This window comes from Psychrobacter sp. DAB_AL62B (genome assembly GCF_028895345.1).
Lineage (GTDB): Bacteria > Pseudomonadota > Gammaproteobacteria > Pseudomonadales > Moraxellaceae > Psychrobacter.
Genome location: NZ_SAXC01000014.1, coordinates 30,958 through 43,660 on the forward strand (window position 1 = coordinate 30,958; position 12,703 = coordinate 43,660).

General features: G+C 41.2%; 8 protein-coding genes and 1 pseudogene. 5 read left to right on the forward strand and 4 right to left on the reverse strand.

All coding sequences use genetic code 11. From position 1 onward, the window contains the following. Positions 1–200 precede the first annotated feature (200 nt). Positions 201–1,426, forward strand: a protein-coding gene (locus EPB74_RS12740) for an IS3 family transposase (protein WP_274904519.1) whose coding sequence is annotated in 2 segments (ribosomal slippage) — positions 201–474 and positions 474–1,426 — 1,227 coding nt in all. Because the reading frame shifts where the segments join, the coding sequence is not laid out codon by codon here. Between the two features lie 246 nt (positions 1,427–1,672). Here EPB74_RS12740 and EPB74_RS12745 read toward each other — a convergent pair. From EPB74_RS12745 to nhaC, 3 genes are all read right to left on the reverse strand, one after another. After that, positions 1,673–2,476: a hypothetical protein gene (locus EPB74_RS12745; protein WP_274904520.1), complete on the reverse strand. Its 804-nt coding sequence runs from the start codon at positions 2,474–2,476 to the stop codon at positions 1,673–1,675. A gap of 60 nt (positions 2,477–2,536) precedes the next feature. After that, positions 2,537–3,958 carry an aspartate ammonia-lyase gene (locus EPB74_RS12750; RefSeq protein ID WP_274904522.1) on the reverse strand — a complete coding sequence of 474 codons (1,422 nt, stop codon included), beginning with the start codon at positions 3,956–3,958 and terminating at the stop codon, positions 2,537–2,539. Between the two features lie 154 nt (positions 3,959–4,112). Beyond that, positions 4,113–5,585 carry a Na+/H+ antiporter NhaC gene (gene nhaC / locus EPB74_RS12755; RefSeq protein WP_342462801.1) on the reverse strand — a complete coding sequence of 491 codons (1,473 nt, stop codon included), beginning with the start codon at positions 5,583–5,585 and terminating at the stop codon, positions 4,113–4,115. Positions 5,586–6,038: 453 nt separating this feature from the next. Here nhaC and EPB74_RS12760 point away from each other — a divergent pair, with 453 nt between their 5' ends. The 4 genes and pseudogenes from EPB74_RS12760 (at position 6,039) to EPB74_RS12775 (ending at position 11,805) form a co-directional block, all read left to right on the forward strand. After that, positions 6,039–6,926 carry a LysR family transcriptional regulator gene (locus EPB74_RS12760; RefSeq protein WP_274904525.1) on the forward strand — a complete coding sequence of 296 codons (888 nt, stop codon included), beginning with the start codon at positions 6,039–6,041 and terminating at the stop codon, positions 6,924–6,926. A 163-nt stretch (positions 6,927–7,089) separates the two neighbouring features. Next, a pseudogene (locus EPB74_RS12765) lies at positions 7,090–7,605 on the forward strand (IS3 family transposase); the annotation flags it as partial. Positions 7,606–7,809: 204 nt separating this feature from the next. Next, entirely contained in the window at positions 7,810–7,992 is a 183-nt protein-coding gene (locus EPB74_RS12770) for a hypothetical protein (protein WP_274904526.1), read from the forward strand. 144 nt (positions 7,993–8,136) lie between these two features. Continuing rightward, on the forward strand, positions 8,137–11,805 hold the full coding sequence (locus tag EPB74_RS12775) for an autotransporter domain-containing protein (protein WP_274904527.1): 3,669 nt from the start codon (positions 8,137–8,139) through the stop codon (positions 11,803–11,805). A gap of 488 nt (positions 11,806–12,293) precedes the next feature. Here the strand turns inward: EPB74_RS12775 and EPB74_RS12780 are convergent, their stop codons facing one another. Continuing rightward, a complete protein-coding gene (locus EPB74_RS12780; RefSeq protein WP_274904528.1) occupies positions 12,294–12,419 on the reverse strand; it encodes a hypothetical protein in 126 nt (41 codons plus the stop codon). Between the last annotated feature and the right edge of the window lie 284 nt (positions 12,420–12,703).

The window sequence follows — 12,703 nt, forward strand, 5'->3', positions numbered from 1 at the left end:
GGCTTTTTTTGCATCTAAAATTTAGTGGTGTCTATTTTAGCAACAACTGAACGGTTCTAAATGATTGAATGTTTACTCTAAGAATATTTAAGATATCATAAACAGGAGGTAATAAAAAACCCTCACAATCTATAGTGAGCTATGCTGAAAAGACTGTAGAACCAAACTTGGTAAACTAAGCGTATTAACAGGAGTTTATCATGACTAAGAAAATCAGAACCTACAGTGCATCTTTCAAAGCTGAAGCTGTCAAAAAGATAGCCAACAATAACGGCAATGTTTCAGCGACCGCAAAGCAGCTAGGTATAGCCATGCAGACCCTATCTAACTGGCAGAACAAAGCGAATGAAGGCAAGCGTGTCGGCACTAAGCGGTATGATCCTCAACTCATGGCTATACTAAAAGAGAATAAACGTCTGAAACGTGATCTCAAAGTTGCTCAGGAGGAACGAGAGATCTTAAAAAAGGCCACTGCGTACTTCGCCAGATACAGCTCGTGAAGTACGCTTACATTAAAGCCAATCAGCGGTTTTTTAGCGTTACCCGTATGTGCAAAGTACTAAACATTGCACCCTCTAGCTACTACGACTGGACGAAACGCGATATCAGTAATCAACAGATTCATCGCAATCAATGTGAGCTATTAGTTCGCGTGGCTCATGATGAGACTAAGCAGCGCTATGGTGTTGAGCGACTGCATGCAAAGTTAATAGAGCAAGGATATGCCATCAGTAAATATATGGTTAGACGTATCAAAGAAGAGTATGGCATTGCTTGCCGTCGTCAAAAGCGCTTTAAAGTCACCCCCAACTCCAATCATAATAAGCTTATTTATCCAAACCTGCTTGATCAGAAGTTCGATGCCAATCGTCCTAACGAGTCGTGGGTTAGTGACATCATTTATATTTGGACAAATGACGGTTGGCTATACTTAGCAGGAGTTAAAGATCTTTATACTAGAGAGCTTGTCGGCTATGCCACAGGCAAGCGTATGACCGCAGATTTAGTCTGCCGTGCACTCAATATGGCCATTAAGAACAAACGACCCAGCCAAGGGTTGATTTTACATTCTGACAGAGGCGGTCAGTATTGTAGCAATGAGTATCGCAAGATCATTAAGCAGCATAAATTGAAAGGTTCAATGTCTAGGCGTGGCAACTGCTTTGATAACGCTCCCATAAAGAGCTTCTGGGGTATCTTAAAGAATGAGCTGGTGTATCACCAAGACTATGAAACAAGATTCGAAGCCATTAGCGATATCACTAAATATATTGAGCTTGAGTATAATGAGGAGCCATTAGCAAAACACTGCTTTGCAGCGACGCAAGACAAGAGCTATGCTCGCAGTGGGACTAGAATTCAGAAGCGTTTAGGCTATAGAACACCAAGACAGATGTGGTTTGACTTTTATCGTCAGGCTGCATAGATAAAATCTCCCAAGTTAATGTCTACGGGATTGACAGCATAGGCCAGTCTTCTTGATGATTAGTTTAAGGATCAAACACACTCTAAAAAGATGAAAAACGTAATGTATTGGCTAACACAATAACTTCCTAAATTTATGAAAGTAAGCACAATTTTACTTCAAATTTGATCAAGTGCTCTTAGCATGGCTAGGAGCACTTGATTGTAGTATGCATTATCTTCGGGCTGCATTTTTAAGTCGTTATACCTATACGACTTTAGTTTGAACTATTCCTCCAGAAGCAGTCTTTAATAGAACCGTGGTGTAATCGTCAGTGATAGAGTAAAGCACCAAGTACCGCCCTATTAAAAACCCATCATCATGCCAAACACCACCAGGCGTATATATCGCATAACCGTAAGGTATCGAAAAAGCAGTCGCCTCCCATGTGTTTTCATTGCGTTTCGCTAGTACTAGATGGCCACACTCTTGTTCAGATAAAGGCATGTGAAAATGTAGGCGATCATGCTCTTCTAAGTAAGCTCCCCCACCGTTTTCAGCGCTGAGAAGATACCCATTCAAATAATCCGCACCGATATTCATAATACTTACAGGCAGAGGAGCGTCCGTATCCAAAGAAAAATGCTCACCCATAGGTATTAAACTAGCACCGTAATACGCTAGCAAACTAGGTGTTGCCTCTATTTGAGGGATTTCCAACGCCTCTTCAGTTACTTCTAAGATGTCGAGCTTTCCTAAAACGGTAGCGCCCAAATCTACTACGCCTTCCTGAGCACTCTGTTTTCCAGTAAAAATAACTTTTGGTGGAACGGTAATATTCTCAGCCGGCTTGACTGGTTTTTGCCCGTCAGCTACATCGTGAAATCCCTCATTACTCATTCCATAAATCTTATCTGGAACAACATATCCCAAAATACCTTCAGTCTTCATAAAGGCATCAGGAGTTTCTCCCTGACGTCTTACTATTATTATGCCCAGATCCTCATAAATCTCTTCTGGCAAATTACGTATTTCATAAAGCGTATCGTCTAGTCTTTTTATATCTGACATGGTATATCTCCTTAGTGTTAATATCATAAATAAGCCAATGAATCATCAGCGGCTTTTATTTCATTTAATTAGCTCACGTTTCGTATTAAACAATAAGTTAAATTTTTCCGGCGAACTCATCATTAATGGATCTAAGTAGCTTTCCGCCTCATCTGCTGTAAGCAAGCCGGACTCTACAGCTACCTGCTTGATATTTTTATTTTCTTGGGCTGCTTGCTTCGCTAGGCGGGAAGCTGTTTCATAATCAAAGAGGATAGCGATAACTGTAGACAGAGCAAGGGAGTTTTCTGCATCACTACGACATTTATCATGATTAGCAACGATGCCTTGAATACATTTCGTACTCATTAGAGGTAAGCAACCGATCAATAGTTCGCATGATTCCATAACGCAGTTAAGTATCAGTAACTCCCATACGTTTAGATCCAGTTCACCTTCACAAGCTCTTGTTATCGCCACGTCGTTACCCATCACGCGGAAGTAGACTTGCATAGCCATCTCTGGGATAACTGGATTTATCTTACCTGGCATAATTGAGGAGCCGGGCTGTACTGCTGGCAACTCAATTTCCGACAATCCTGCGCGTGGCCCTGAGGACATTATTCGTAAGTCGGATGCTAATTTATTGAGGTTCAGCGCTGTCGCTTTAATAACCGCCGAAATTTTTATCCATAAATCTGCATTTTGTAAACCATCGAAAAAATTATTCTCTGCCTTATAGGGCAGCCCAGTCAAATCTTGCAGTGCTTTATAGATCTCTGATTTATAACCTGGAAAGGTACCAAACTCCGTTCCGATCGCAGTTGCTGATAGCGGTAGTTCTAAACATAATTTACGTACCTCAGCGACCTCTTTTACCATACGCTCAAAAGCACTACGATAGCCACTGAACTGCTGCCCTAAAGTAATGGGTAGAGCATCTTGTAAACAGGTACGTCCAAGCTTTACGATATCCGAAAACTCATTTTCTTTTAACTGGAGGTCATCGGAGAACTGAGATAAGACCTGCTGCAAACGGCCAAGTCCACCATATACAGTCATTTTCATTGCTGCTGGAATAACATCGTTAGTTGACTGACCCATGTTGACATGGGTATTTGGATGAACAGCACTGTATCCTTTTTTCCCAGTCAATATTTCATTTGCTCGGTTGGCTAACACTTCATTGACATTCATATTGGTGGGAGTTCCTCCTCCGCCCTGATAAATATCGAGAGGGAACTCTTGCGGATCAGGATGTTGCAAAACTTCATCGACAGCTTGGCAGATTGCTTGGCACTCTTTAGTGCCTAAAGCCCCAATACGCTGGTTGGCTAAGGCAGCGGCTTTTTTAATAGTAGCAATACTGCTGATAAAGCCATCAATATCACAAATCGTAGTGGAAGAAATACTAAAGTTTTCCTTGGCGCGTAGCGTTTGTATGCCGTGGTAGAATTGCTCTTCTATTTCGCGATTCCCGAGTGAATCATGTTCTATACGCATTGGCTTCTCTCCATTAAATCTGATGTTAATATTATTTTTGAGCGGATGTATATCGCTAGCTGTAGCAGCTCACTCGCTACTCGTTCCTCACGACCAGATAAATCATTTTGGGTACGAATAATGAGTGAGTCCAGTATCTTTACTTTGAGCATTCTTATATTGATTTAAAATCAGGCTCATTTGAAAGGTCCACATCTTCAAACTTCTTTATGCCCTTATTTTTTTTATTGTTCCACACCACTGCTAGGCCCAAATAGGTCATCAGTACGGATACGATTGGACTCGCGAAACTCATGAAAGCGTATGGTGCAAACTCAAAGCCACTAATACCTAGTGTTGCCACTGTAAATGCGCCAAACGTCGTCCATGGCATTAACGGCGCTAGCATCAATCCTCCCTCGCTCACAATACGAGCAAGCATCGCTCGGCTTAACCCTCTCTTATCAAACTCTTCTTTAAATAGCTCACCATTTAAAATAAAGGACAAATATACCTCACCAAACGCAGCGGTTGAGGTAATTGAGGACACCATAACAAGTAAGGTAAGCGAGCCAACCGTTTTTGCTTTAGTCACAAGACCTTTGATCAAAGTCTCCATATAGCCGACTTTGCTTAAGATACCGCCTAATGATAGCGCCATAAAGGCAACAGAGAAGGTCCACATCATACTTTGAATGCCCCCACGATTTAGTATCGGATCTACATAAGTAGAACCGGTGGAGATCTCAAAACCTGAATTCAAATATTCTAACGCGGCGGGGATGCTTGCGCCTTGAAATACGACGGCGACTACTAAACCGGCAATAACTGCAATTGCCATGGAAGGAAGAGAGGGAAACTTCATTATATTTAACGTTAAAAGAATGGCTATCGGTAGCATAACGATTGGGTTCAAATTGAAATTATCTGCTAATACACTGCGTGTTTCATTAATGATACTTAGGTTCGCTTCACCTGAACCATACTTCATACCCATGTATATGAACAGACCTAAAGTAATCAAAAAAGCGGGCCCTATCGTTTGTAGCATCGCTTTGATCGTTTCATACAGATCGGCACCTGCAGACATGGAGGTTAGGTTTGGTGTGTCGGATACGGGGGACATCTTATCGCCAGTAATTGCGCCAGATATAATCATACCAGCGGTTATAGGTAGCGGAATGCCCAAGCCTTGACCAATGCCCACTAACGCAATACCAACCGTGCCCACAGTGCCCCACGATGTACCGGTACAAAGCGCCGTAATAACGCACAATATAAATCCAGCAGGCAAAAAAATACTTGGGGAAATAAAACCAAGTCCATAATAAATGATGGCAGGAACGGTTCCAGCTGCCATCCATGAGGCAATGATCGCTCCGATAGCAATAAAGAACCATAAGCCAAAAGTGGACTCGCCAATGCTCTTTTTAATCAGCTCCATTAAATCATTGAATCTATAGCCCAGTTTTCTTGATATCAGGGTGACAAAAACCATTCCAAGCAGCAAACCTACCTGTATAGATACGGTCTTAAAGATCATGATACATAAAATTAAGCTAAAAATTACTGACGCTAAAGCTAGAGCTGCTAACTTAACAGTGGGTTTCTTAAATTCCCGAGGTTGTCCATAACCATTCATTTGCATTCGTCCTTGAATTTAACTACATGCAGATATATAAATATCTTATACTCTAAATAAGATAAAGTTAATATAATCCGTACTATGGAACAGTTTGTTCAGATCTTTTTCCAGCCTTCCTTAAGGTAGGAGCATTGCTTATAAACATTGCTGCTGAAAAATATTGAGTCCGGTGCGGTTTTTTAATACCTTAATATGAATATACAATTAGTTGACTTCTAACTTATATCTATCCTAGATATAAAATTCTTGCCAACCACCTTATGCTACTCATTTAAGTATGATAAATCCAACCAATTAAACCTTAGTTATGATAGGTTTATCCTATCGCATAGATTGGTAAGGCTTTTAAAGGTAAACGGCCATATTTGAGAAACAAAACTTAATATCTAATTAAGAGTAGTTATGAAGTGAAATTCGATTATAAGAAAATAAATAGTAAAAAAGGTAGTAATCATTATGAAATTACAGCAGTTACGCCATTTTTTATTTGTGGTGGAAGAAGGAGGCTTTCGTGCGGCAGCAAATCGTGCAAATCGTTCACAAGCTGCAGTATCAGAGTCTATAAAGGAGCTTGAAAAAACACTGAATCAGCGTTTGTTTGAAGGCGGAAATAAAGCGACCCTAACGCCTTTTGGAAAGGTTTGTGTACCTAAGATTAAGCAGTTTCTCAGTAGTTACCAAACATTAGAAAGTGAATTACAGACTATAGCATCAGGAGACAAGGGAAAGCTAAGGATTGCTAGTGCGCAATCGCTAGTAACTAAGCTATTGCCTAACGTACTAGTTGCTTACTCAAAGAAATATCCTGACATTGAAGTTATGTTGATAGATGACAATGCTATTGGAATAGAAAGCCGTCTGCTCTCGGGTGATGTGGATTTAGCATTATGCAACCGAACTAGTATTAAAAATGCAGATATTAATTTTACTACGCTTATATCAGATCCCATCGGTGTGGTATGTCTTAAAAGCAATAAGCTAAGCAGTGAAAGTCGCTTGCAAGGGCTTAAATGGCAGCAACTTATGATGCAGTCATTTATTTATAATGATACCTGTATTCTACTCGAAAATACGCCTGCAGAAGCACTCAATCGCAAAGCTCGCTATACAGTAGAAAATATCACTTCGCTATTCTCCTTATTAAAAAATGATCTTGGTATTACCACTCTGCCGAAATTAGCTTTTCCTTCTAATGAACCCGAGCTAATTTGGATTAATTTACTTGATCCCTCCTTACGTAGAGAAACTGGTATGTTTAAACTGGCTAAAAGCTCCCTTTCTCCACCAGCTCAAGCTTTTTATGATCTGTGTTTTGCATATGTTAAGGATAACTACTCGTTATAGTGTATTAATAGGAGGAGACACCCTACTGAATAATCAGTCGTTGAGCCTATACCACTCGTTAACGTTAATGGAATAGGCTAGTGGTTATTTTAAAGCTCGATAAACTGTTTTTGATTATTAGTAGCGACTACAGCATGACTTGTGCAATCATAGCTGATCCTATAAACGTATCTGGCAGGACAGCAAGTGCCGTTATGGTGCTCGTAAAGTCTGGCAGCAGATGAAGGCGGATGGTTTATCTGTCGCTCGCTGCACTGTAGAACGGTTAATGAAGTAGCATGGCCTATACAAGGGGTTTGGTGCGGTAAGGCTAAGTAAGATCACAACCAATAGCCGTGATGACCAGAAACGCGCGGACGACTTGGTCAACCATAACTTTAACGCTCATCGTACTAACCAGTTATGGGTTGCTGACTTTACCTATATCAAGACATTAAGCGGCTGGGAGGTGTCTGATCGTATGAACACTGATCTGGTTATGGCGGCTTTAGAGCAAGCGATAGCAGACAGAGATACGCCTAAAGATGTCATTCATCATAGCGATAGAGGGGTTCAGTACTTATCCATTCGCTATACTGAGAGAGTGGTTGAAACTGCCGTTATCGCCTCTGTCGGTACAACTGGTGATTCCTATGATAATGCATTGGCTGAAACAGTGAATGGACTGTATAAGTCTGAACCGCCCCGGGATTGTCGGAGGCTCAAAATTCTGAAAGAATACGACAATGAAAAGACAAAATTATACTTCTGAAATTAAAGAACGCGCCGTTCGCATGCTGATTGAAGCATTAAGCGACTATTCTTCTACATGGTCAGCCATCCAGCCATAGCATCAAAGAATGGCTGCACGCCTGAAACCCTGCGCTCATAGTATAAAGAGCACATGGAGCATACCATTTCTGCCTCAGTACAAGCTCAAAGTCAGAAACAGCGTATTAAGGATCTCGAGCGCGAAGATAGAGAGCTTAAACAAGCCAACGAAATGATAGATAAAGTTGGGGTGGTTCAGTTCACACTTCACTGGATAGGGCTATTCGTCGCCTATTTAACCTATTCTAATTCATAAAAAATCCTTAGCTCGATAAATAGTCAATATACAAATACGTTAAATAATACATTTCCTTATAAAAATATAAGGTATATTCAAAAATAAGTATATAATGAAAAAAAGGAAGCTAATTGATAGCCTACAAGGATGAGGGGTATTGTTATGAATCATATTTACCGTATTGTATTTAATCACTCCTTAGGAGTTTACCAATGTGTGTCTGAGCTGGCTAAAGCTGGCGGTAAGTCATCTGGACGCTCGGCTACTAGCCATAGACAAGCAGGAGTGGTCTTATCTACCTTATCAATAACTATGTTGGGTATGCTTTCGATAAGCAGCGTACAGGCAACGACTTATAACAACGGTCAGATAACAGTAGTAACCACAAACCCTTATCTAGTGACTAATGATGTTGTAGAAAAGACAAACACGGTCTTACAGACCTCTGATGCAATTGTTGGTCAGACAAGCTCAGGTACATTGATTATCCGCAATGAAGGTAAAGTTGATTCTGATAATATGATTATTGGAAATCAACTCGGGGCGGATGGCAAGCTGACAGTTACAGGCAATGGCTCATCGATGCTTATTGGTAATAACTTAACAATTGGAAATTCAGGTAAAGGTAGTGCCACTATTTCTGATGGTGCATCAGTCATTGTTAACGGTACATCAGCGGAAGGGAATGTTTTTATGAGCCTTGGTCGGTTAGCCTCTGGCGAAGGTGATTTGACCGTCACCGGTGAGAACTCGACACTGACTGCTAAAGAATTACTTATTGGATCAGAAGGTAAGGGAAGCGTAAATATTTCTAACGGGGGATTAGTACAAGCGTATGTTCTTACTACGGGTAGAAAAGAGAATAGCGAAGGTGATTTGACCGTCACCGGTGAGAACTCGAAACTGAGTATCGATGATTATTTGGAGATCGGATATGAAGGTAAGGGAAAAGCTACTATTGCTAACGGGGGGTCAGTACAAACGGGTGTTATGTCTATTGGTTCAGAAATAGGTAGCGAAGGTGATTTGACCGTTACCGGTACCAACTCGAAACTGAATGTTACTTATTTTCTGGAAGTCGGAAATGCAGGTAAGGGTAGTGCCACTATTGCTGATGGCGCATCAGTCATTGCTAACGGTACATCACTCGAAGGGAATGTTTTTATGAGCCTTGGTCGCCTAGCCTCTGGCGAAGGCGATTTGACCGTCACCGGTGATAACTCGACACTGATTGCTAAAGAATTATTTATTGGATTAGAAGGTAAGGGAAACGCAAATATTTCCAACGGGGGATTAGTACAAGCGTATGTTCTTACTATGGGTGGAAAAGAGAGTAGCGAAGGTGATTTAACCGTCACTGGTACCAACTCGAAACTGATTTCTGATGCCTCTTTGTATATTGGAAATGCAGGTAAAGGCAGTGTAACGATTGCCGATGGGGGCTTAGGACAAACGTTTTTTATTGATATTGGTATAGAAGAAAATAGCGAAGGTAATTTGACCGTTACCGGCACCAACTCCAAACTGACTAATAGTACTTTATTAGTCGGAACTAAAGGCAAAGGTAGCGTAACGATTGCCAATGGGGGATTAGTACAAACGTCTTATATTAGGATTGGTGGAGAGGAAAATAGCGAAGGTAATCTGACCGTTACCGGTACCAATTCAAAAATAAGTGTTAGTGATTCTTTGAATATTGGAAGCGGGGGCAAAGGTAGCGTAACGATTGCCGACGGGGCGTTAGCACAAGCGGCTAGTGTTTCTGTCGGTAGGAGCGAAAGCGAAGGTAATTTGACCGTTACCGGTGCCAATTCAAAACTGAATGTTGAGGACTTATCTATCGGTGACGGAGGTAAAGGCACTTTAAGCATTATCGACAATGGAGTAGTAGTAGCTAGAAATGTTAACCGATATTATGACTCTCCATTATCAGTGATTAACTTTGATAAAGGAACCTTGCAATTAGCCCAATCTTCATCCTCGTTACTGTTCAATAAATTTACTGCTGACAATACTATCAACCTAGCTAGCGGTGGCGGTACCATTGATACCAATAACTTTAATATCACCGTATTTGATGATGCCAGAATGACGGGCATTGGTGACTTTACTAAAGCCGGCACAGGTCAACTGTCAATGAAAACTGCAACAAAAGCTTGGACTGGTAATACCAATGTTAACAAAGGAGTCTTACAGTTGAATGGTGACTACATCATGCGAAATGGTGAAGTGTTAGGCATAGGACTAAACAGCCTGACTGACTATGGTCAACTAAAGGTTGTTGGTAATGCCGATATTAGTAAAGGCGCACTAATGGTCAATGCCTCAAATGCGGTACAAAATCTAACTGGCGGTCCAACATGGAATAATGTCGTATCCGCTAATAGCCTCAACAGTAAGTTTTCTGCAGTTAAAGATAATAGTCCCTTAGTAAGCTTTGTAGCTGACTATAGCGATGCTAATACTATACATTTAAAAATGATAGCGCCGGTTGACCCAGTTGACCCAGTTGACCCAGTTGACCCAGTTGACCCAGTTGACCCAGTTGATCCGGTTGACCCAGTTGACCCAGTTGATCCGGTTGACCCAGTTGACCCAGTTGACCCAGTTGACCCAGTTGACCCAGTTGACCCAGTTGACCCAGTTGACCCAGTTGACCCAGTTGACCCAGTTGACCCAGTTGACCCAGTCGATCCAGTCGATCCAGTCGATCCAGTCGATCCGGTTACTGATAGTACCTTCGTTAAAGCAGTGGAAAGCCAAGACAATCAAACCGCATTAAGTCTCGCTAGAGTATTAGACTTATCTATCACTGATCGCTTAGATAACAACAATGCCTTAGCGGACGCCCTAATTAGCGGAACTATAAACTTTGACCAGCCAAAGCTTGCTGCTGCCGCTAACGAACTACAACCGCTGTTAATGGGTGCAACTAATCGCATTATCACCGATACCAACTATGCGGCCACGGAAGCGGTTACCGAACGCAGCCTAATCACACCTAATCGTGGTTTATGGGCGAAAATCATTGGTAATGATAGCAGCCATGACGAAGAAAGTAGTATTACCGGTTACGATGCAGATAGCTATGGTGCCATCGTTGGTATCGATACACCTATTAACGACAATCTAAACCTTGGTGTTGCGTTCTCTTATATCGATAGTGATGTCGATAGCAATAGCCGTACTCTCAATCATGAAATGACTGCTAAGAACTGGCAAATACTTGGCTATGGTAACTATGCCGCAAGTGAGGCCACTCAGGTTAACTTCCATGCCGGTGCCGGTAGCAGCGATGTTAAAGGCCAACGTCATATCACGATACTGAGCAACGCTACCGCTGAATCTGACTACTCTGTTGATACCTTACAAGCAGGATTTGGTATTGGTCATCGCATCGGTAATGAGCTAAGTAACTTCACTCCATTCGCACAAATGAATTATGCTCGTGCCGAAAGTGATGGTTATCGTGAAACCGGTGCTGGGGTTTATAATCTAGATGTGGATGAGAATACGTACGAATCTCTACGCTGGACGGCTGGTGTGAAAATGTCACAAGCACTGACGCCTAAATTAGCGCTCACAGGCCAGTTAGCAGCAGCGATAGAGAATGGTGATCGTCGCTCTGATATTACCGCCAGCTTCATCGGTATGCCTAATGCAAACTTTACTACTATCGGCCAAGAAATTGGACGCGAGATTGGTATTGTAGGAGTTGGTCTAAGCTATATGCCAACCGCCAATACTAAGCTATCGGCAGGCTATCGTGAAGAATGGCGTGATAACTACAATGATCAAGGAGCAAGTATTGCGCTACAAACCAGGTTCTAAAGGGTAGTGCTTTACGTTTTATAGACTTAAAAAATAATAAAGCTTGAACTTAGTTAGTCTGGGTTCAAGTTTTTTATGGTTTTTTTTATGGCGATATATCGTAAGATCAGAATTGATTGTTAAGAGCCTTATGTTAAATGAAAATAGGCGTAAAAAAGTCATCAAGCTGATTACTCTAAAATACAACTTTCGAACGCATGACAGCCAAAAAAATAACTGTTGTTGGTACTGATGAAGTCATCGAGAATAAATAAATTTAAGAAAACCCTAAAATACTGGGAATACGGACGACAGTGTACTTCCTACCATGGCCGTCCAAACTCAAATTGCAGACATAAAAAAAGCCTTAACTAGGCTTTCAGACGTGAAAGTGAAAAACCTATTTTTCTGAATTTAAAATATAAGAGATAGAAAAATGAAAAAGAAGAGCAAGATAATTCTATTGTCCTTGATAGCTGTGCTTGTTTTAGCTCTTAGTGTTAGGATGATTACCCTCGAGCACCAGCATAGATAAATACATCACTAGCAATGCCAGCACAGCGCTCAGTCTTGCCTGTAGGCTTACCGTCTTTGTTTAGTGAATTAGCTTGAATGTCCAATAGGACTTCAAGCATTCTAGGAGAGGTGATCTCGCTGATTGGCTCGTTACCAATATACTCGCATATAAACTCAAGACGACCTTTTTTGCGTATCAGTGTATTACTCTTCTGATTTTGATCTAAACTATCGAAATATTCCCAAGCAAAATAGATTAAAAAAGTTTTTAGTTTTACTAGGGCGTGTCCCTAATTGGAAAAAGCATATATAGGCGCTAAAATAAGGTCTATATTTTAGCAATCGTTAGGTATTCAGGAAAGATGGCCAGACAAGCATTAACCGATAATCTCTGGGAACAGCT

What these genes read in the sequence shown, in the direction of transcription:
- EPB74_RS12745 (WP_274904520.1), bottom strand. Translation starts at nt 2,476, where the DNA reads ATGTCAGATATAAAAAGACTAGACGATACGCTTTATGAAATACGTAAT.
- EPB74_RS12750 (WP_274904522.1), bottom strand. Translation starts at nt 3,958, where the DNA reads ATGCGTATAGAACATGATTCACTCGGGAATCGCGAAATAGAAGAGCAA.
- nhaC (WP_342462801.1), bottom strand. Translation starts at nt 5,585, where the DNA reads ATGCAAATGAATGGTTATGGACAACCTCGGGAATTTAAGAAACCCACT.
- EPB74_RS12760 (WP_274904525.1), top strand. Translation starts at nt 6,039, where the DNA reads ATGAAATTACAGCAGTTACGCCATTTTTTATTTGTGGTGGAAGAAGGA.
- EPB74_RS12770 (WP_274904526.1), top strand. Translation starts at nt 7,810, where the DNA reads ATGGAGCATACCATTTCTGCCTCAGTACAAGCTCAAAGTCAGAAACAG.
- EPB74_RS12775 (WP_274904527.1), top strand. Translation starts at nt 8,137, where the DNA reads ATGAATCATATTTACCGTATTGTATTTAATCACTCCTTAGGAGTTTAC.
- EPB74_RS12780 (WP_274904528.1), bottom strand. Translation starts at nt 12,419, where the DNA reads ATGCTTGAAGTCCTATTGGACATTCAAGCTAATTCACTAAACAAAGAC.